Source organism: Halomonas sp., assembly GCF_052095765.1.
Taxonomy (GTDB): Bacteria; Pseudomonadota; Gammaproteobacteria; order Pseudomonadales; family Halomonadaceae; genus Halomonas.
The window spans coordinates 33,797-54,110 of the sequence record NZ_JBQDJZ010000003.1; the positions used below are offsets into that span (position 1 = coordinate 33,797).

The following is a 20,314-nucleotide window of genomic DNA, read 5'->3' on the forward strand; positions in this document are numbered from 1 at the left end:
TTCTCCTTACATTTCCAGCCTTTCTTGCATCGACACTTCTGCCTCTTACTTTATACCAGTATGGCCGTGCTATAGCAGATACCAAAGGGCTCTTGTCTCTTATCCAATAGTCTGTCCCGGCACAGCCCGCCGAGAGCTGCTGTAATACCTGAACAAGCCGTTACACCATCCATGAAAAAGCCTGAGCCCGCAAAAAGCAGCACTCAGGCTCGGGGGGAAGACCTTCACGGCCCGCCGTTTGGAAAACGCCTGGCTATCAACCGATTTTGTCCTGTGTCTTCAGCACAAAGTCGCTGGCATCGTGGCGCTCATGCAGCTGGGTTTCCGGCTCACCCATGGTGCGGTTGACCATTCGGCCCCGTTGCACCGCCGGACGCACGTCGATCTCTTTGGCCCAGCGCTGCAGGTGCTTGTACTCCTGTACCTGAAGAAACTCTCCGCTGCCATAGATGCGGTCCAGTGCCAACTGCCCGTACCAAGGCCAGACCGCTATATCGGCAATAGTATAGTCCTCACCAGCCAGGTAGCGCGTCTCGGCCAGCCGCCGGTCAAGCACATCAAGCTGCCGCTTGGCCTCCATAGCAAAGCGGTCAATGGCATATTCAATCTTGATCGGCGCGTAGGTATAGAAATGACCGAAACCGCCACCCAGATAGGGCGCGCTGCCCATCTGCCAGAACAGCCAGTTCAATACTTCGGTACGCGCTGCGTGTTCGTTCGGTAGAAATTCGCCGAACTTCTCGGCCAGATACAGCAGAATCGCACCCGACTCGAAAATCCGAGTGGGCTCAGGCGTGCTGTGATCCACCAGTGCCGGAATCTTAGAGTTAGGATTGACCTCCACAAAACCACTGCCGAACTGATCTCCTTCACCGATGCGGATCAGCCAGGCATCGTACTCAGCAGCACTGTGGCCAAGCGCCAGCAGCTCCTCGAACATCACCGTGACCTTCACACCATTGGGCGTGCCCATGGAGTAAAGCTGAAAGGGATGCTTGCCCACCGATAACGGTCTATCATGGGTCGGCCCGGCGATCGGTCGGTTGGTGCTGGCAAATGCACCACCGTTGGCTTTATCCCAGGTCCAGACGGCAGGTGGGATGTACTCATTACTCTGACTCATGAACTACCTCCTGATAGCTACTACCTCAACTCACCGGTTACCAAAGCATTTTATCCTGATGAGGTGTTTCAGATGTCACTTGGCATGGTTTGTTCCCAGACTAAGCGGACCGTATCAGACGCGTCAGACGCACATCCACGCTGACGCTCAACGACTCAAGCGCAGCCGCCCGCTCTCGCCCTTCGGCCTTCGCGCGATAAAGATGCGGTGTCATGGCCAGTAGGTCGGCGATTTGCCGTGCGTCAGCCAGCTCGATCCGATAGTGAACCCTGTCGGTCGCCAGATGGGTAAAGCCATCGGGTACCGGAGCCTCAGCCATACACTCGGGCTTGAGCTCGGGATAAATAATCTCGCGCAGTTCACGCAGATGGTCACTGCCAGCATCCACTTTCAGCAACAGACCACCCGGTTTCAGCACCCGGGCAAATTCGTGATAGACAGGGAAACCGAACATGCACAACAGTCGGTCAAGCGTACCCGCCTGCACCGGCAGATTGGCATTGCTACCAACCACCCAGGAGGTGCGCTTTTGTTGCTTCGCAGCAGCCAGAATCGCCCATTTGGAAATATCCAGCCCCATCAGCTCAAGTACTTGCCGCCCGGACGCTGCACTCACCAGTGCCCGCAGGTAATACCCCTCACCACAGCCGGCATCCAGACAGCTCAACGGCTTATGGGACGTGGCGCCCTCTAGTACCAGCCGACTGACTACCTCGGCAACTGGCCGGTAATAATCTGACGCCAGGAAGCGCTGACGCGCCACCACCATGGCTTTGCTGTCGCCCGGATCGCCTGAGCGCTTGTGCTGCACCGGCAACAAGTTCACGTAGCCCTGACGAGCAATATCAAAGCTGTGCCCAGCATCACAGCGCCAGCTTCCCTCATTACGCTGCAAGGGGCTGCCATCCAACGGACAGGCCAGCGCAGTAAAGGGTGTATTGGCTGTATCTGACGTGACGCTGTGCTGCTTTAAACCTTCCAGGTGATGACGTTCTGACACGCGTCGCTCTCTTTTATAGTCGGTTTTCAATAGCCAGTTTTCGTTTTCCCTTCGCACAGCATTCTAACGCTTCCACTCGTGCACCATGGTAGCGGCTATATATAAAAAACGCCCGCGGCGCAGGCCACAGGCGTTCAGGTATCAACCGTGATCTCTTATCAGCAGCTCACGTTGAGTCCGCTCAGGGAACCATGGGGTCCGGATGCGGCGTCGTGCTGGTACTTGGCGGTAACTCAGGATACACAACCGATGGCACCTTACCAGTCAGAGTCTTCAGGAATGCAGTGATCGCCGTGACTTCTTCGTCATTGAGCTCTGCGCCCAGCTGAGCTGTTCCCATCACCGCCACGGCCTCTTCCAGGCTCCACACAGCACCGGAGTGGAAATAGGGAGCCGTCAGCTCAATGTTACGCAAGGGAGAAGCACGGAATACGTACTCGTCCGATGCAGTTTCCGTAACAGAAAAACGCCCCTTGTCGCCTTCCGGTAAAATTTCTGCACCAGGCTTAGCCACTAGGCCAAACGAGAAATACCCCTGCCCACCCAGGTTGATGCCGGCATGACAGGCAGTACAACCCTTGTCCATGAAGAGCGCCAGCCCCTCCTGCTCATGCTCGTTCAATGCGCTGATATCGCCACGCAGGAACTGGTCAAAGCGGGCATCCGGCGTGATCAGCGTCGCTTCATAGGCTTCGATGGCAGTCGCCATATTGTCAAATGTCACCGGATCATCCTGCCCAGGGAAAGCCTGGCGGAAACGGTCGACGTAGTCGGGCATGCTGCTCAAGGTGTCTTCAACCCGCTGTGGCGTGCTGCTCATTTCAACGCCTGCCTGCACCGGCCCCTTAGCCTGCTCTGCCAGATCCGCAGCGCGGCCGTCCCAGAATTGGGCAGCATTGAAGACAGCGTTGAACACGGTGGGCGAATTACGCGGCCCTTTCTGCCAACCGTGACCGATGGACACCGGCAAATAGTCATGGCCCCCCATTCCCACGTTATGACAGGTGTTACAGCTGATAAGGTGACTGGCCGACAGGCGCGGCTCAAAAAACAGCATCTTGCCAAGCTCAATCTTGGCTTCCGTCATTTCGTTACCATCGATAACCGGAGGATACTGAGGAATGGGCTCGAACATACTTTTGGCCCGCTCCTGCAGCTCACTAGCAGATGCCGCGCCTGCCGCCATGACCAGGGCAGTGAGAAGTGCAGTGTTTAGCGGGCGCTTTTTCAGCTGTTTTATCATGTTCTCATATCCTCATGTGACGTTTGATAATTCTGGCAGAACACCTGGCTGCAGAACTTTATTATTAAAAAATTAATAAATCCGCCTTTCATTCAAGTATGTTATTAATTTTCATATAATTCATTGTAGCAAAGTTGATAGAACCGGCTTCATCAAGTTCGCCTCTTTCTTGATCCGGATCAACTTCACAGCAAGCCCGTTACTCAACACGCTAGATAGTGTTCATTGCTAACCAAACAGCCAGGTCAATAAAAGCCTAAGCACAAAAAAGCCGGCCCAATGGGCCGGCGAAACGGGGGAAAACTCCCCCTCCCCTGACGATGGTAAAGCGAAGGGAATCGCTGAACTCTGTATTCTCTTTCCGGCTTACTTGCCAGTTTTATTCTTACGATGGTCAAAGACGATAAAACCGACCCATCCGACCAAAAAAGCAATCATCAAGCCGACAGTGACCAATCCGAAAATTACTGCATCGTCCATATACATGTCGTCACTCCCTTCGCTAAATCTCAAGTTAAAGAGAGATTAACGGCAGGACTAACCACCAGTACTGACCTGGGTCAACAATCCGGCAGCTCACGCAAAAAAGCCGGAATAAAAGAGCATAAAACTGATTCAGATCAAACCAGGGAGGGGTGAATCAAACAAAAGGCCAGTATCTCGCAAACCGCCGCCTACAGCATTTTCTTGTCTTCAACTTCCGAAGCTTCCGTACCAGGAGCCAGAGGATGCCCTTTGGCCAGCTCGGCACGCGTTGCTTCGCGCACACTGAGCACTTCCAGAGAATACTTCAGCGTCTGGCCTGCCAGCGGGTGGTTGGTGTCAACCACGACTTCCTGATCATCAACCTCAAGCACCGAAACAATTTCGGGCCCTGCGTCACCGGGGGTCTGAAAACGCATGCCCGGGGACAGATCACCTACCGGGAAGGCGCTTCGGGCTACGCGACGAACCAGCGATTCATTGCGCAGACCATAGGCATCAGCGGGCATCAGGGTCACTCGCAACTCGTCACCAGCGGCCTTACCTTCCAGGGCCCGCTCGAGCCCACTCATCAGGTTATCGTGGCCGTGCAGGTACTCGAGTGGCTGCTGGCGCTCACGGGAATCGTCCAGGACCTGTCCGTCTTTGTCGCTGAGCACGTAATGGAGTGTAGCAATTCGCTGTGGGGCTATATTCATCTGAGCGCCTCTTCAAATCAAACAGAAAGTGGATATCTTAATTTTCACGACGCAGCTGAGCGACGGGTACCTCAAGCCGCTGTGTCTTGTGCAGCATGTTGAGCAGGACAATGGCGCGCTCTTCGCCTTTGTGGCGCTCAAACACCGCCTGAAGATTCTTGAACGGGCCATTCATAATTTCCACCTTTTCACCGGCCCGAAAATAGACGTGTATCGCTTGCTCATCACCCTGGCTAGCGATATTACGCAGCGTAACGATCAGCTCATCACTAACTGGCAGCGGCAGGCCGTCGCCAAACGTCAGCAGTTTCAACACCCCGCGCGTGGAGCGTATTGGACGCCAGTTACTGGCCAGGGTGCTCAGGCGGATAAACACGTAGTAAGGAAACAGGGGCTCGTCGACCCACACCAGTTTGGTGCGGCGTTTCTTCTGCACCTGCAACACCGGATGAAAAACCTCAAACGCTTGATTGCCCAAGTGCTCAGCGGCGCGAAACGACTCGCCTCCCTTGCACTGGATCACATACCAGCGAGGCACGTCATCACTCTCGCGGCCATCCTCGCCAGAACATATCGGCTGATCGCTCATGGGACTCCTTGACTGTCTAGCTTGACGGTCTAAATTGACGGTCTGTCTGGCTGGTATCGTCTGGCCTGCTCTGCAACAATCGCGTTGCGGTGCGACCCTGTCCAACCGCCTACTTTACCACCTGTCACACGCTACGCGGCCACCAGTGACCGACTGTGTCTGAAAACACGATGTCTGAACACTCGATGCCGGTCTTGGGCGTTTGGCACTTTAAGGAGCTGACATGCCGCCCTCTTCCACCAGGCCAAGCTGGCGGAGTGCGCTGAAGGTGTACTTCAGAGCGCCCGTTATCACCATGCTGTTTCTTGGCTTTTCGGCGGGCCTGCCTTTCCTGCTGGTGTTTTCGACACTGACCACCTGGCTGCGCACCAGTGGCGTCGACATCGCCGCCATCGGCTTCTTTTCCTGGATCGGATTGCTGTACTCGATCAAATTCTTCTGGGCGCCGGTGATCGACAACCTCAAGCTGCCGCTGCTGACACGTCTACTCGGCCAGCGCCGCAGTTGGATGCTGACCGGTCAACTGCTGATTGCCGGCGGGCTCTTCGGCCTCTCGACCCTGACTCCAGCCGGCAACCTCTCAACCGTCGCGCTCTTTGCTCTGATGGTTGCCTTCGGCTCGGCTACCCAGGACATTGCCATCGATGCATTCCGCATCGAGTCAGCCCATGAAAACCTGCAGGCGGCCATGGCGTCGATCTACATTGTCGGTTATCGCGGCGGTTTAATCATGGCCGGCGCCGGCGCGCTCTACATTGCCGATAGCAGCGGCTGGCAGCTGGCCTACCTGACTATGGCCGCCTGTGTTGGCGTCGGTATTATCACCGTACTGCTGCGCCCCGAGCCTACCAGGGCTAGTCAAGCAGTCCGGCTTCTCAATGAGCCCCTGGTGCGTCACTACTTGCGCACCAGCCGCCATCATCCGCGCTGGCGTCGCCGTCTTGGGGCATGGTTCCTGGGGGCAGTGGCCTGCCCGTTCATTGACTTCTTTACCCGCTATGGGACCAAGGCATTGGCGATTCTGGTCTTTATTGCCATCTATCGCATCAGCGATCTGGCCATGGCCTCCATGGCCTACCCGCTGTATGTCGATTTGGGCTATTCGCTGGATACCATCGCCAGCATCACCAAGGTGTTTGGCCTGCTGATGACCCTGGCTGGCGGCCTGATCGGCGGTGTGCTGGTGGCCCGCTATGGCATAGCCCCCTTGCTGATCGCTGGTGCTGCCGCGACGGCCCTAACGAATCTGGCATTTGCATTTCTGGCTCAGGTTGGTGGTGCAGACTGGACGGCCTTGAGCCTTGGTCAACTGGTGCCTGAGCTGACGGCCTGGCCGCCACTGGGCGAGGCGTTGCTAGGTGTAACCCCCAAGACACTACTGCTGATCATGACCATCACCGGCGATAACCTGAGCAACGGCCTGGCGAGTGCAGTGTTTATCGCCTTCCTGTCAAGCCTGACATCACGCGCCTACACCGCTACCCAATATGCGCTATTTTCTTCACTGATGACCTTGCCTGGCAAGTTTCTCAGCGGCTTTGGCGGTCTGGTGGTGGCGTCTCACGGCTACATCAGCTTTTTCATCGTGGCCTCGCTCATGGGCATTCCAGCAGTGCTGATGGCGATCTGGCTGCGCCGCGACCGCGAGCTGCTTGGCATGCCGCAACCAAGCTGAAGCACCAGCGTGAAGGACCAAGCCGGGACCAGAGCCAGAAAAGACCAGCATTATCTGTCGAAAGACTGACTGGCAAGCCACTCAAGGGCGTTGGGCGTCGCACGCCACTGGTCGCGCATCAGCGCACGATACTGGTGGGCCTCGGCTCGGGAGCCAGGTATTGCCATCGCCTGGGTAATGGGCGGCAAGGTCTCGGCACATAATGTTGCCAGCGTATGCGGGTTGTGGCGCTGTGCGCTACCTAGTGTCTCGCTGGCTTCATCCTTGCGGCCCAGCCGATAGAGCGCCAACACCTGCCCCATCAGCACGCCAAGCAGGGAAGAATCGTCATCATCAGCCTCCTGCTCGGAAACATTTGCCAGGGCCTGCTCACTGAGTGCCAACGCCTCCTGATTGCGGCCTTCACGTAGCAGCTGATCAAGCACCAGCTCACGTAGCCCCAGCGCATCCTGCTCATCCAGCGACATCAGCGTTTCAGCCAGACGACGGGAGCGCCGTTGGGCGCCGCGCTCCATGCCCACCACCAGCGTCAGCCCGGTACCCAGTAACACCGCATTGTCGCCTTGCTCCCAGTCCAGCTGGCAGCGTTGCTTATCATCAGGTGGCTGGCAGGCTGCCCGGGCCTGATCCAGCCAGGTTTCAAGGTAGTGTGCCAACGGTTCCAGCAGAACCGGCACCATCCATGGCAGGCTGCCGAATCGAGTGGTTAGCGCCATGATCAACGACTGCACCACATGCGGCGCGGCAAACCACTCTGGACGCGCACAGAGCGCCGGCAACCAGTCACCCGCCAGCAGCCAGGGGTCCTGATCAAAGTTCATCAGGCCATCGTCCTCAAGCTGGGCCATGAACAGCGTCTGAAACTCTGAGAACAGCGCAGCCTCGCGCTGGCTGGCGTGGTAAATCACCGCATCACCCGCGCCGCGTTCAAAGTGCAGCAACGGCGGCTCTGGCAGGTGCTCCAGCAGCTCCTGGAATGCCTCCAGTGGTTCGGCAAGCTCTTCCTCAGCATGCAGCAACTGCTCGGCCAGAGTGGCTGCGGGGTCTTCCGCCAGATCGGCAAGAAACTGAAGCTGGCCTGGCTCCAGCTCACCTTGACGAGAAAGGCGCCGGAACCAGAAGCGCGAACGCTCGACAGCCATCGGCTCGTTGCCTTCATGCAGCAACAGCATGGCTTCCAAATAGGCCAGAGTCGGTGAATCAGGCAGAGTTTGCTGGGCACGTACGAAGGCGTCCCGTGCGCTATCGAGGTCATCACTGTCGAGATACAGCAAACACAGCCGCTCAAGGGCAACGCCACGCAGGAACAGGGGCCCGCACTGCAGTACGTCTGACAGCAGCGCTTCACGTTTGCGGTGGAAGCCGCGCTCCTGGTAGAGATCAACCAGCATCTCAAAGGCCGGCTCGCACTGCGCAGGCAGCGTTGACCAGTCCGCGGTATCGAACAGCGACTCAAGTATCTGCTGGGCGCGCCCACTTTGACCGGTCTCGGCTTCAATCAAACCGGCTTCGAGCAGCGCCTGAGCAGGTGCCAGACCGCTGCCCAGAGCGGCTTTGAGAGTAAGGCCCTTCCATTCGCGCAGCGACAGCATCCACATCAGATGATCCGGCACGTCACCAGCCAACTCAACGGCAGCGCAGCAATGCCGGGTTCTACGGCCCGAGTCGCACCAGCAGGGCTCATTGAGACCGGGACGCGCCAAAGGTTCGCAGGCAAAGCCAAGACGCTCCAACGGCGTTTGGGACCACAGTTCCGGAGCCAGCGCCTGGGCAGTTGGCAGATCGCCGCCCATCATGCCTGTGCCCTGCTTTCGAGCCCAGGACATCAGGTCCGGATAACGCTCCGTTTCGCGAATTTCAGCTAGGGCGCCGGAGGCAAATTCCAGCAGCTGTTCCACCCATAGCGCCAGCATGTCTGTCTCCACAGTCGAAGCAAAGCCGCACAGTCTAGCAGTCACGAGCAGCTGTGGGCAGCGCTAGGCATTTAGCACTCCGTCAGCCAAGCGCCAGCCACAGGCCGACACCGACCATCATGCTGCCAGCGACTCGATTGAGCAGGCGCACATTGCGACTCTCACCGAGCAGATGACGCAATGTCTGCCCACCGGTGGCGTAGATCAGCAGGGCGCCAAACTCGATGACTAAGATGATGACAATCAGCGTCGCCAGCTGCAGGGGCAACGGCCGCGAGGTGTCTAGAAATGGCGGCAGAAGAGCCATGAAAAAGGCCCAGCCCTTGGGGTTGGCAATGGCAGTGACAAACCCCTGGGCAGCCAACGCACGCCGGCTGACCGCGCTGCCGAACCCGCTACTGGTGTTCATGTCAGGAATGGCCATGCGCCCCCGGGAGCGCCACATCATGATGCCAAGGTAGGCGAGATAGGCGCCGCCCACCCACTTAAAGACGGTAAAGAACTCCGGATAGCGCAGCATGACTGCTGCCATACCCGCGCCTGCAGCCACACCCACTATGCCGACGCCGGCAAGCTCACCCAGCATCATCCAGAGCGCACGGCGCACACCCTGGGTCATGCCCAGTACCATGGCCAGCGTCATGCACAGCCCCGGAGTCAGTGACACCATCATAAAGGTAGGTATGAACACACTGAGCAGCGATAGCTGAATCATGAGAGGCCTACACAGCACACGACGCTACTCTCCCCAACGCGGCATCAGCTGATGCTCGATGCCCAGCTGGTTGAGTATGCGCGCCACGATGAAGTCGATCAGCTCACTGATGCTTTCGGGGCGGTGGTAAAAACCGGGGGCAGCGGGAAGAATCACTGCACCCATGCGACTCAGCGTCAGCATATTTTCTAGATGCAGCGTCGAGAGCGGCGCTTCCCGGGGCACCAGCACCAGCCGGCGACGCTCCTTGAGCGCCACGTCGGCGGCACGCTCGATCAGGTTATTGCTGGCGCCGCAGGCCACCGCTGACAACGTGCCGGTGGAGCACGGGCAGATCACCATCGTCGAAGGGGCACCGGAGCCCGAGGCCACCGGCGCCATCCAGTCTTCGCGACCAAAGCAGCGAATTTGCCCAGGCTGGGCACCGCAGCTGGCCGTCAGTGCCTCGGCGAGACGCTCGGGGCGCGCTGGCAGCGCCACATCGGTTTCTGTCTCGATGACCAGATGGGCCGCTTTGGAAATCATCACCCACACTTCATGGCCGGCCTCTACCAGCACGTCAATCAGCCTCAGCCCGTACTGAGCTCCGGACGCCCCGGTGATGGCGACCGTTACCGGCGGTTTGAACCCTGTGCCCGTGGCTGTAAATGTGTCTGTGTCATTCACCATGAGCGTTCTCCAGCGCCGCAAGCAGCCGCTCATGAATACCGCCGAAGCCCCCATTGGACATCACCACGATGCGGTCACCCATCCGGGATTCTTCTACCAACGCAGAGACCAGCTCGTCGATATCGTTAAAGATGCGACCCGACACTGCGGCTGCTTCAACCAACGGCGCCAGCGACCAGTCCAGGCCCGGTGGTTGATACCACCAGGCCAGATCGGCATCGCTGACGCTAGCGGCCAGACGCTCCCTCAGCGTACCCATGCGCATGGTGTTGGAACGCGGCTCAATGACTGCCAGCAGACGGCCACCAGTCTTGCTATCGGCCAGCCCGGTCCGCAGGCCGGATAGCGTCATGGCAATTGCCGTTGGGTGATGGGCGAAGTCGTCAATAACCTGAATACCGCCGATCTCGCCGCGCAGTTCCTGGCGTCGACGCGGTGTCTCGAAACGGCCCAGCGCTTCTGCCGCCTGATCCAGCCCCACGCCACAGGCGTGGGCAGCAGCAATGGCCGCGAGGCCGTTGCGCACGTTGTGTAGCCCGCTCAGCGACCAGTCAACGACTGCCTGCTGCTCGGCCTGCTGGCTCACATTCCGCTGGATAACCCTGAAGCGGCTGCCGTTATCGCGCTCAAGGGCAAAGCCCCATTCGCTGTCAGCAGCGTTGCCATAGCGCACCACCGGCGACCAACAGCCCTGCGCCAACACCCGGTCAAGAGCCGGCTCGCCATCGGCTACCAGCAGCCGACCCTTGCCTGGCACGATGCGCACCAAATGGTGGAACTGCCGCTCAATCGCCGCTAGATCATCGAAAATATCCGCATGATCGAACTCCAGGTTGCCCAACACAGCGATCTCGGGCCGGTAGTGCACAAACTTGGAGCGCTTGTCGAAAAATGCCGTGTCATACTCGTCGGCTTCCACTACGAAGGGAGCACCTTCGGCACCAAGACGTGCTGAAATGCCAAAGTTACGCGGCACACCGCCGATCAGAAATCCGGGGGACAAACCAGCGGCTTCCAGCAACCAGGCCGTCATGCTAGCGGTGGTGGTCTTGCCATGGGTGCCGGCTACCGCGATGACCTGCCGTCCGGGCAGCACGTGCTCAGCCAGCCACTGCGGCCCGGAAATATAGGAAATACCTGAATCGAGCAGCGCCTCAACTTCCGGGTTGCCACGGCTCAGTGCATTGCCGACGACCACCAGATCCGGGCGCGGCTCAAGGTTCTCGGCGCGATAGCCATCCATTAAAACAATGCCTGCCTCGGCCAGCTGGGTGCTCATCGGCGGATAGACATTGGCATCCGAGCCGCTGACACGATGACCAAGCTCAGTGGCCAGCAGTGCAAGGCTACCCATGAAGGTACCGCAGATACCGAGTATATGAAGGTGCATGTTTACTCCACTGAAGAGTCCGTTACCGGGACCGGAACTGGCCCGATGCCGCCAAAAACGGCAGCCTAGCACGCTGCTGCCACCCTCCTCCAGCTGTGCCCTACTGCAAAACAGCTGCGACCCCATACCACTGAACACAACCCTGCCCGGCCGTGAGATGCAGCTATCATGCCGATACGCTAGAATCCCCGTCCTGCACTCAAGCAACCCGCACTCAAGCAACCCGATTCCCGGAAGACGGCGCCGTCAAAGCACGCTTGCTGTCTTACCCTGCGACCAGCAACAGGAAAGCCAATGGCTCAGTACAATGCCTTTTATGCCCAGTCCGGCGGCGTCACCGCCGTGATCAATACCAGCGCCTGCGGTGTCATCGAGACCTGCCGTCGCCACCCCGACCGTATCGGCAAGGTCTACGCCGGCCACAACGGCATCATCGGCGCGCTGACTGAGGACCTGATCGACGTCAACGCCGAGAGCGACGAGGCAGTTGCCGCGCTTCGCCACACCCCCGGCGGTGCCTTTGGCTCCTGTCGCTACAAACTCAAGGACATCGAGACCCATCGCGCCCAGTATGAGCGGTTGATCGAGGTGTTCCGCGCCCATAATATCCGCTACTTCTTCTATAACGGTGGAGGCGACAGCGCCGACACCTGCCTCAAGGTCTCGCAGCTGTCCGAGACCATGGGCTATCCGCTGACCGCAATCCATGTGCCGAAGACCGTCGACAACGACCTGCCAATTTCCGACAACTCCCCAGGATTTGGCAGCGTGGCCAAGTACATCGCCACCTCTACACTTGAAGCCTCGTTGGACGTGGCCTCCATGTGTGCTACCTCAACCAAGGTATTCGTGCTAGAAGTGATGGGCCGCCATGCAGGCTGGATTGCTGCTGCCGGCGGCCTGGCGGGCAAGGACGAGAGCGAAGCCCCGCACATGATCATTTTCCCCGAGATTACTTTCAACCGCGAAGCGGTGATGGCGCGGGTTGATGAAGCCGTCAAGAAATACGGCTACTGCGTGATCGTGGTTTCCGAAGGCGCGCGCTACGAGGACGGCACTTTCCTCGCCGACTCTGGCAATACCGATGCCTTCGGCCATCGCCAACTGGGCGGTGTGGCGCCGACCTTGGCCGGCATGGTCAGGGAGGACCTAGGCTACAAATACCACTGGGCAGTGGCCGACTATTTACAGCGCTCAGCCCGCCACCTGGCCTCGCGTACCGATGTTGAACAAGCCTACGCAGTCGGTGCGCGCGCCGTCGAGCTGGCGCTGGACGGGCAGAACGCCCGCATGCCGGCAATCATCCGCACCAGCAACGACCCCTATACCTGGACCATCGAAGCCGCACCACTGGCCGAAATCGCCAACCAGGAAAAATTCATGCCTCGGGATTACATCAGCGAAGACGGCTTCGGTATCACCGACGCCTGCCGCCGCTACCTGTCGCCGCTGATCCAGGGCGAAGACTTCCCGCCTTTTGAAAACGGTCTGCCCATGGTGGCCAAGCTGAAGCTGCAGCGGGTACCGCGCAAACTGCCTGAATTCAAACTGTAACTCAGCCCAGCATACCGAGCCGCTCTGCCAGCAATCAATGCCCGCCCTCTGGCTATGTCCTGACGACAGAAGACCAGAGGGCGGGCTACTGACTCAACGCAGACAGCCTAGCGAATTAGCCAGACAGCACTGCTCAACGCCAGCAGGCTGACCGTTACGCCCTGCCACAGCCAACCCGCGCCATACCAGCGCCGCGCCTTACCCAGCGACGGGCCATCACCATTCAGTGCGCCAAGGAAATCCGACAGCCGACGATAACGCTGCTCGCGCCTGGGTGACAGCGCTCGCTGCAGGGCTTCATCAAGCCACACCGGCACCTCGGCATTGGCCAGACAGGCACTTCGGTAGGTCAGCTGCTCAAGATCGGTATGGCTGACTAGCTCGCGCACTGACAGTGCATAAGGCAGGCTACCAGTCAGCAGCCAGTACAATGTTGAAGCCAAGGAGTACTGATCACTGCGCCGTCCCACCTCGCCGCCCAAAGCGTATTCAGGAGCGCTGTGCTCGTTCATGCCGACCTGGCGCAGTAGTTCCGACAGCTGCTGCTCGCGCTCAGGCTCACGCGGATGGCAGGCGCTGAAGTCAATCAGCACTGCCCTACCTTCCGGCTCGACGATGACGCTTTCCGGATAAACCTGCTGGTGCACCAAGTCGCGCCGGCCAAGCGCCTGCAAACCTTTTCCTAAGGCATGGCCGATGCTCAGGCACTGTGCCACGCTGGCGCCAGGGTTGTGCTCTCGCCATTGCGACAGCGACATACCCCGCACGTATTTCATCAGATAGTACAGGTGTTTTCTGGGGGATGACGGCTTCACCGAAGCAACCACAAAAGGCGAACGAACGGCTCTGATAATCGACTGCTGAAGCAGGAAGTCTTCAACCTGGGCGCTAGTGCTCAGACGCTCCGGACTTGGTGCCTTCATCACCAGCTCACGCTCGCCCAGCGAATCCCACACCCGGTAAACACGGGAATACTGGGTTCGCGAGAGCACTTCGCGGACTTCCAAGCCTTCCATGACATCGCCAACATTAAGCTCCGGCGGCACAGGCCGCTCATCACCGAGCCGCGCTGGCCCCTGGGTATCCGCAGGCTCTGACATACCATCGATGCGCACCAGCTGAAAGCAGAACTGATCGCCACCGTAGCCTCGCTCCTGAGCGCGCTGGCGCGCCGTTTCAGCCAGCCGCTCACAGGCGGCATCCAGGTCGCTGGCGCCCTGACGAATCAGGCTGACATAATCCGACGGCATCAGCGTGCCCTCAACAGCCTGAGTGGTAAACAGAAAAATATCTCCTTGGTTCAGTGCGATACAGGCATAGTCAATTTCCAGTTCGCTGTTCATGCCCAGCGCTCTGGCGGGATAGCGATAGCCACCAATATCCAGTGCATGATCGTCGGTAAGCTGCTCGAACTCGGCTCCCCGCAGCCGAAACACCCGGGTGTCTCCCACATGGAAGAGATGCGCCTCACGCCCAGAGTAGATCATGGCCGATACCGAGCTGAGATAACCGCCATCACCGACCTGGCGGCGCTGCCAGAAACACCAGTTATTGAGTGCATGCAGCACCCGGCTGGCCGCTTGCTGGATATCCCAACGATCAGGTGTTGCAAAGTAATCCGCCAGGAAACCGCGCACAGTGACATCCCCCGACTGCGTGGGCGCATTCCGTCGCGTGGAGTCGCTGATCAGCGCGCAGGCGCCGCGAGTTGCCAGCAGCTCGGCATCGGGCACCGTGACTGACATGGAGCTCCGGTGGCAACGGCGATCTGGCGCCACAAACGCCTGGCCAAAACTCAGCAATGTCGATGGGGCTGACACAGCTCACCTCCATTCATGAAAAAAGGACCACTCGCGCAAGTCCCCTTGATGAAAGCGATGATACATTGTCGGCCCGCCGCTGACCGTCCCCCAAAGGTCGCGCCTCTGATAGCCATTTGCGATGGTCTAATTGGTATTCAATGCGCTGTATCCGTATAATTCAGCAAATTTTCTCGCATGCCAGACATCGCTCATTGTAAATCAAGGATTCAACATGAACTTCGACAACATTCCGGCCGGCAAGGATCTCCCCAACGATATTTACGTCATCATCGAGATCCCAGCGAACCATTCTCCGGTCAAGTACGAGGTCGATAAAGAAATGGACGCGCTGCTGGTCGATCGCTTCATGGCCACGCCAATGTTCTACCCTGCCAACTACGGCTTCATTCCCCACACTCTGGCCGACGACGGCGACGCTCTGGACGCCCTTGTTGTCACTCCGTATCCCGTCGAGCCGGGGAGCGTCATCCGTGCCCGCCCGGTCGGCATGCTCAACATGACCGACGAAGCTGGCGAAGATGCCAAGCTGATCTGCGTTCCACACCCCAAACTCAGTAGCCTGTATGACGACATTCAGGAAGTGACTGATCTGCCCGAGCTGCTGCGTCAGCAAATCGCTCACTTCTTCGAGAACTACAAAGATCTCGAAAAGGGCAAGTGGGTTAAGGTGGAGTCCTGGGAAGGCGTGGAAGTTGCGCACAAAACCATCGAGAAGTGCATCACAGCTTTCTCAAAGGCGTAATTTATTAGCCACGGTTTATCGGTAATGAAAACAGTCGGGCCGCCCCTTAAGGGGCGGCCCGATGTGTTTGTGGCCGATGGTAACATTTACGGCTTACCAGCAGACTACTGGCTTTCAGGCGCCGCCTCATCAGACGCTGCGTTATCCGCTTCACCAACAGTCTTGTCTGTCCCTGACTTAGTCTCAGAGGCCACTGGATCAGGTGCTTTCCCTTGACCTGCTGCGCTGTTGCCCTCCCCGCTGTCATCACTACCTTCAGGAGTGGATACCGGGGTTTCAGGAGTTGCTACTGAGGCTCCAGAAGTGGGTACCGGCTCTGCCGCCACCGGTAACGTTACTCGCTCTCCCCCAACCACCGCCTGGGCCTGAGTAACGCGTCCCAGCGTATCAGCCAGCTTCCGAGCACGATCGCGCGCACCCAGCAGATGGTTGGCCATTACCAGTGAGTGGTTAGCGAACATACCAAAACCACTGCCGTTGAGTACTACTGGGCTCCAAAGACGACGCTGGCTGGCCTGCAGCTCTGCAATCAAGGCGTCCCAGTGATCAGTCAACTCATGAGCGGCCAATACATCGGCCTGATCATGACGCACCGCTTTGAGTAAGCTAAGAAGTGCCCAAGCCTGCCCCCGGGCTTCGAAAAACACATTGTCTATCTCGTACCATGGGGTCTTGCCGGGAACCCGTTCCACGTCAACATTCAGGTCGGCCAATGCCTCAGGATTCCCCAAGCTGGCAGACAAGCGATAGCTCAAGCTATCCAGGCTATCGGCCACGCTGTATAGCCAGGGTGACAGGCCCTGACCGCCGGCCGCCAGTCCTTGCGCCCCAGGCTCTTCAAGACGCTGCAGATAGCTGCCAAAAGCTTCACCTGCCTGATTCAAACGATGCTCGGTGGAGGGATAAAACCAATCACGACTATTGCCTAACAGCGCCTCGCTGGCCTGCTCGATATCAGGCAGCGGCTCGGTACTCATCCCCGGCATGGCAAGCGCCAGCTGCCGGGCCTGTTGCAGCACACCCAGCTCCCAGGCCGGCATATTGTCGAGCCATACCCCCGGTGGAGCCATATCATTGCGCAGATAGCCACCGGGCTTGTTAAGCAGCGTATTAACTACCGCCATCAAGCCGACAGTTGTGACAGCCCCTCTTGCAGCCACGCCCGTGCCACGATGCACCACCACAGATTCCTCTATCACCAGCGGCTCAGGCGTACGGCTCCACCAGATGCCAAGACCAATGACGACCAGCAAATACACGGCCACCAGTATCATCAGCGGCTTCCAGATCCAGTCGTACCGGGGACGCTCAAGCACTTCGACTTTATCGCGACGCCGCTCGTTGCGTTTTCTGTTCAACGCCATGGTGTGCCCTTCCTGATCTGATGGTGATATCCGGGAAATCGTAGCCCAACAGCGCTACGCTGTATCAATCGGCCAGTGTTCAGCCGTGACTTGCTTTGATACCAAGCTTTGGTGTCAAACAACGTCACAAGCCCTGCCGCTATCATGCAACCCTAGCGCGGGTTTCCAACCATGTCATCTGCGCCAGCGCTTTGCCAGACCGCACGAAGGTCCCCACGCCCTGTGCACCAGCTTCAGCCAAACCGCCAGGGCAATCTCGAACGCTGTTCGATGTATTCTGGACAAGCGCAGCAGTTTTCGGCAAAATCCGCTGCACTATTATTTTAAGGCATATAGACGCAGCAAGACGTATCAATCTGCTGCGATCTATTAGAAAACTGCTCAGGTTGACAGCACCGTGCTGCCAGCCGCACCCAACTGATCGAGATAACGTTATGGATATCCGCAAGGTCAAGAAGCTGATCGAGCTCCTGGAAGAATCGAACATCAGCGAGATCGAGATTCAGGAGGGAGAGGAATCCGTCCGCATCAGCCGTCACCCCAATGGCGCTGCCTACCCCCAGATGGCCCCAACCATGAACTGGCAAACGGCTCCAGTCGCTGAGCCGCCCGCTGCCCAGGCTCCCGCTTCTGCCCAGGAGCCTGCCGGCGAACAGGAGCCCAGCTTCCGCGGTCACGCGTTGCTGTCACCAATGGTCGGTACTTTCTACCGCTCGCCGGCACCAGGGGCCAAGGCATTCGCCGACGTTGGCCAAGCAGTCAAGAAAGGTGACCCCGTATGCATCATCGAAGCCATGAAGATGATGAACCAGATCGAGGCCGACCGTGATGGCGTAATTGAAGCCATCCTTGTCGATGATGGCGAGCCCGTCGAGTTCGATCAGCCGATGATCGTCATCGCCTAACCCATTCACTCATCTGGCGGACTCCATCATGCTGGACAAGGTACTCATTGCCAATCGTGGCGAAATCGCCCTGCGCATCCTGCGCGCCTGCAAAGAGCTGGGCATCCGCACGGTCGCTGTCCACTCATCAGTTGACCGCGAACTGATGCATGTACGACTGGCCGACGAGGCCGTGTGTATCGGGCCGGCTTCCTCGACCCAGTCATACCTGAACATTCCTGCGCTGATCAGCGCTGCCGAAGTCACCGACTCTGTGGCCATTCACCCGGGCTACGGCTTCCTTGCAGAGAATGCCGACTTTGCCGAACAGGTGGAGCGCTCCGGCTTTACGTTCATTGGCCCAACCGCAGAAACCATCCGTTTGATGGGCGACAAAGTCAGCGCTATCGAGGCCATGAAGAAGGCCGGCGTACCAACCGTGCCTGGCTCTGACGGGCCGCTGGGCGATGATGAGCAGGAAAACCTCGCCACTGCCCGACGCATTGGCTATCCGGTCATCATTAAAGCGTCCTCTGGCGGTGGCGGTCGCGGCATGCGTGTCGTGCATACCGAAGCTCACCTGCTATCGGCCATCACAGTGACCCGTACCGAAGCCAGCGCGGCCTTTGGTGACGGCACCGTGTACATGGAGAAGTTTCTCGAGAACCCGCGTCATATCGAGATCCAGGTACTGGCCGACGGCCAAGGCAACGCCGTTCACCTGTATGACCGCGACTGCTCACTGCAGCGCCGCCACCAGAAGGTACTCGAGGAGGCGCCGGCTCCGGGACTGGACCCGGAGGCCCGGGAGGCGGTGCATGAAGCCTGCCGTCAGGCCTGTATCACCATCGGTTACCGTGGCGCCGGCACCTTCGAATTCCTCTATGAGGACGGCGAATTCTTTTTCATTGAGATGAACACCCGCGTTCAGGTTGAGCACCCGATCACCGAAATGGTGACCGGCGTCGATATCGTTCGTGAACAGCTGTTGATCGCTTCTGGCCGTCCATTGTCGGTGCGTCAGGAACAGATCATGGTCAGCGGCCACGCCTTCGAGTGCCGCATCAACGCCGAAGATGCCAGGACTTTCATGCCGTCACCCGGCAAAGTCTCCCTCTATCACCCACCCGGTGGGCTGGGGGTGCGCATGGACTCGCACATCTATACCGGCTACACGGTTCCGCCCCACTACGACTCGCTGATCGGCAAGCTGATCACCTGGGGAGTCGACCGCGAAACGGCTCTTATCCGCATGCGCAATGCGCTGGACGAACTGCTGGTGGAAGGCATCAATACCAACGTGGACCTGCACAAGGAACTGGTCCGCGATGGCTACTTCCAACAGGGTGGAGTCAACATCCACTATCTCGAGAAAAAACTCGGGCTCTGATTCCTACCAAGACTCCAACAACAGCGCAACCGAGGGCGGCAACAGCCGCCCTCGTGTTTTATTACCCCGCATTTCTTAAAGCTCCTGGAGACCGACATGCCCTGGCTGCAACTCAAGGCCCGTATTGCGCCGGAACAGGCCGAACTGCTTGAAGAACTCCTGCTGGCCGAGGGTGCCACAGCGATCACTCTTCAGGATGCCCAAGACGACCCTGTTTTCGAGCCCGAGCGCGGTACCACGCCGCTATGGGAAGAGACCGTGCTAACCGGGCTGTATGATGACCTGGAAGGCCTGCCGGACATGCTTGAGCGTCTGGCTGCTGCCTGGGCCGAATCCGAGCCCAGCGAGAGCTGCCCGGTTATCGAACATGAGCTGCTTGAAGACCGTGACTGGGAGCGCGAGTGGATGCAGGATTTCACCCCGCTGCAGATGGGCGAGCGCCTATGGATCGTCCCCAGCTGGCACGAGCCGCCCAATCCTGAGGCAGTTAACCTGCGCCTCGACCCGGGGCTGGCGTTTGGCACCGGCACGCATGCCACTACGGCGCTGTGCCTTGCCTGGCTGGACGGGCTCGCTGTCGCTGGCAATCTGGATGGCCTGGAGGTGCTCGATGTGGGGTGCGGCTCCGGCATCCTGGCCATTGCTGCACTCAAACTGGGCGCGAACCGCGCCACCGGTACCGATATCGACCCCCAGGCACTCAGCGCCAGTCGCGACAACGCTGAGCGTAACGCCATTGCTGAACACCGCCTGCAGCTGTGCTACCCCGAACAGTTGGATGCCAGACGGCAGTTCCCATTGGTCATCGCCAACATCCTGGCCGGACCGCTGGTTGAACTGGCCGATGAGATCGCCTCCCGCGTGGCTCCTGGCGGACATCTGGCACTGTCGGGAATCCTCGAGAACCAGGCTAATGAAGTGCTTGACGCCTATCAGGAACAGGGGATGGTCATGGATGAGCCCGAGGTTCGGGAAGGCTGGATCAGGCTGACCGGCCATCGCCCAGCGTAAACCAATGCGACAATCGTCACCTTCACCCATGGCGTCTTGCAGCGTATG

General features: G+C 58.8%; 18 protein-coding genes. 6 read left to right on the forward strand and 12 right to left on the reverse strand.

Annotated elements, in window-relative coordinates; all coding sequences use genetic code 11:
- Nucleotides 1–256: 256 nt before the first annotated feature.
- From yghU to rfaH, 6 genes are all read right to left on the reverse strand, one after another.
- The gene (gene yghU / locus ACTH3D_RS00950) at nucleotides 257–1,123 is read right to left on the reverse strand and encodes a glutathione-dependent disulfide-bond oxidoreductase (protein WP_441664312.1); all 867 of its coding nucleotides are present in this window, start codon (nucleotides 1,121–1,123) and stop codon (nucleotides 257–259) included.
- A gap of 100 nt (nucleotides 1,124–1,223) precedes the next feature.
- Nucleotides 1,224–2,123, reverse strand: a complete 900-nt coding sequence (locus ACTH3D_RS00955; RefSeq protein ID WP_441664314.1) for a putative RNA methyltransferase — start codon at nucleotides 2,121–2,123, stop codon at nucleotides 1,224–1,226.
- 181 nt (nucleotides 2,124–2,304) lie between these two features.
- A complete protein-coding gene (locus ACTH3D_RS00960) occupies nucleotides 2,305–3,366 on the reverse strand; it encodes a cytochrome-c peroxidase (protein ID WP_441664316.1) in 1,062 nt (353 codons plus the stop codon).
- A gap of 366 nt (nucleotides 3,367–3,732) precedes the next feature.
- Nucleotides 3,733–3,852 (reverse strand): cytochrome c oxidase subunit CcoM, encoded by a 120-nt coding sequence (gene ccoM, locus ACTH3D_RS00965; protein WP_441664318.1) that lies wholly within the window; start codon nucleotides 3,850–3,852, stop codon nucleotides 3,733–3,735.
- Between the two features lie 188 nt (nucleotides 3,853–4,040).
- Nucleotides 4,041–4,547, reverse strand: coding sequence for an FKBP-type peptidyl-prolyl cis-trans isomerase (locus ACTH3D_RS00970; RefSeq protein ID WP_441664320.1), 507 nt, complete (start codon nucleotides 4,545–4,547; stop codon nucleotides 4,041–4,043).
- 37 nt (nucleotides 4,548–4,584) lie between these two features.
- On the reverse strand, nucleotides 4,585–5,136 hold the full coding sequence (gene rfaH / locus ACTH3D_RS00975) for a transcription/translation regulatory transformer protein RfaH (protein ID WP_441664322.1): 552 nt from the start codon (nucleotides 5,134–5,136) through the stop codon (nucleotides 4,585–4,587).
- Nucleotides 5,137–5,359: 223 nt separating this feature from the next.
- Between rfaH and ACTH3D_RS00980 the strand changes: the two genes are divergently transcribed.
- The gene (locus ACTH3D_RS00980) at nucleotides 5,360–6,811 is read left to right on the forward strand and encodes an AmpG family muropeptide MFS transporter (RefSeq protein ID WP_441664324.1); all 1,452 of its coding nucleotides are present in this window, start codon (nucleotides 5,360–5,362) and stop codon (nucleotides 6,809–6,811) included.
- Nucleotides 6,812–6,861: 50 nt separating this feature from the next.
- Here the strand turns inward: ACTH3D_RS00980 and ACTH3D_RS00985 are convergent, their stop codons facing one another.
- The 4 genes from ACTH3D_RS00985 to mpl form a co-directional block, all read right to left on the reverse strand.
- Nucleotides 6,862–8,724: a zinc chelation protein SecC gene (locus ACTH3D_RS00985; protein WP_441664326.1), complete on the reverse strand. Its 1,863-nt coding sequence runs from the start codon at nucleotides 8,722–8,724 to the stop codon at nucleotides 6,862–6,864.
- Nucleotides 8,725–8,806: 82 nt separating this feature from the next.
- Complete coding sequence (locus ACTH3D_RS00990; RefSeq protein ID WP_441664328.1) at nucleotides 8,807–9,439, reverse strand: LysE family translocator; 633 nt, start codon at nucleotides 9,437–9,439, stop codon at nucleotides 8,807–8,809.
- Nucleotides 9,440–9,463: 24 nt separating this feature from the next.
- Nucleotides 9,464–10,108: a flavin prenyltransferase UbiX gene (locus tag ACTH3D_RS00995; RefSeq protein ID WP_441664330.1), complete on the reverse strand. Its 645-nt coding sequence runs from the start codon at nucleotides 10,106–10,108 to the stop codon at nucleotides 9,464–9,466.
- Nucleotides 10,098–11,498, reverse strand: a complete 1,401-nt coding sequence (mpl, locus tag ACTH3D_RS01000; protein ID WP_441664332.1) for a UDP-N-acetylmuramate:L-alanyl-gamma-D-glutamyl-meso-diaminopimelate ligase — start codon at nucleotides 11,496–11,498, stop codon at nucleotides 10,098–10,100. The genes ACTH3D_RS00995 and mpl overlap by 11 nt, the downstream gene beginning before the upstream one ends.
- Nucleotides 11,499–11,792: 294 nt before the next feature.
- On the opposite strand from mpl, the gene ACTH3D_RS01005 reads away from it, so the two are divergent.
- The gene (locus ACTH3D_RS01005) at nucleotides 11,793–13,052 is read left to right on the forward strand and encodes a 6-phosphofructokinase (protein WP_441664334.1); all 1,260 of its coding nucleotides are present in this window, start codon (nucleotides 11,793–11,795) and stop codon (nucleotides 13,050–13,052) included.
- A 107-nt stretch (nucleotides 13,053–13,159) separates the two neighbouring features.
- Here the strand turns inward: ACTH3D_RS01005 and ACTH3D_RS01010 are convergent, their stop codons facing one another.
- Nucleotides 13,160–14,872, reverse strand: coding sequence for a protein kinase domain-containing protein (locus tag ACTH3D_RS01010; RefSeq protein WP_441664336.1), 1,713 nt, complete (start codon nucleotides 14,870–14,872; stop codon nucleotides 13,160–13,162).
- A gap of 214 nt (nucleotides 14,873–15,086) precedes the next feature.
- Here ACTH3D_RS01010 and ppa point away from each other — a divergent pair, with 214 nt between their 5' ends.
- Entirely contained in the window at nucleotides 15,087–15,617 is a 531-nt protein-coding gene (ppa, locus tag ACTH3D_RS01015; protein ID WP_441664338.1) for an inorganic diphosphatase, read from the forward strand.
- A 104-nt stretch (nucleotides 15,618–15,721) separates the two neighbouring features.
- Here ppa and ACTH3D_RS01020 read toward each other — a convergent pair whose 3' ends face one another.
- Nucleotides 15,722–16,981 (reverse strand): DUF2333 family protein, encoded by a 1,260-nt coding sequence (locus ACTH3D_RS01020; protein ID WP_441664340.1) that lies wholly within the window; start codon nucleotides 16,979–16,981, stop codon nucleotides 15,722–15,724.
- Nucleotides 16,982–17,415: 434 nt separating this feature from the next.
- Between ACTH3D_RS01020 and accB the strand changes: the two genes are divergently transcribed.
- From accB to prmA, 3 genes are all read left to right on the forward strand, one after another.
- Nucleotides 17,416–17,886 (forward strand): acetyl-CoA carboxylase biotin carboxyl carrier protein, encoded by a 471-nt coding sequence (accB, locus tag ACTH3D_RS01025; protein ID WP_441664342.1) that lies wholly within the window; start codon nucleotides 17,416–17,418, stop codon nucleotides 17,884–17,886.
- A gap of 28 nt (nucleotides 17,887–17,914) precedes the next feature.
- Nucleotides 17,915–19,255 carry an acetyl-CoA carboxylase biotin carboxylase subunit gene (gene accC / locus ACTH3D_RS01030; protein WP_441664344.1) on the forward strand — a complete coding sequence of 447 codons (1,341 nt, stop codon included), beginning with the start codon at nucleotides 17,915–17,917 and terminating at the stop codon, nucleotides 19,253–19,255.
- A 96-nt stretch (nucleotides 19,256–19,351) separates the two neighbouring features.
- Nucleotides 19,352–20,266 carry a 50S ribosomal protein L11 methyltransferase gene (gene prmA, locus ACTH3D_RS01035; RefSeq protein ID WP_441664346.1) on the forward strand — a complete coding sequence of 305 codons (915 nt, stop codon included), beginning with the start codon at nucleotides 19,352–19,354 and terminating at the stop codon, nucleotides 20,264–20,266.
- Nucleotides 20,267–20,314 lie beyond the last annotated feature (48 nt).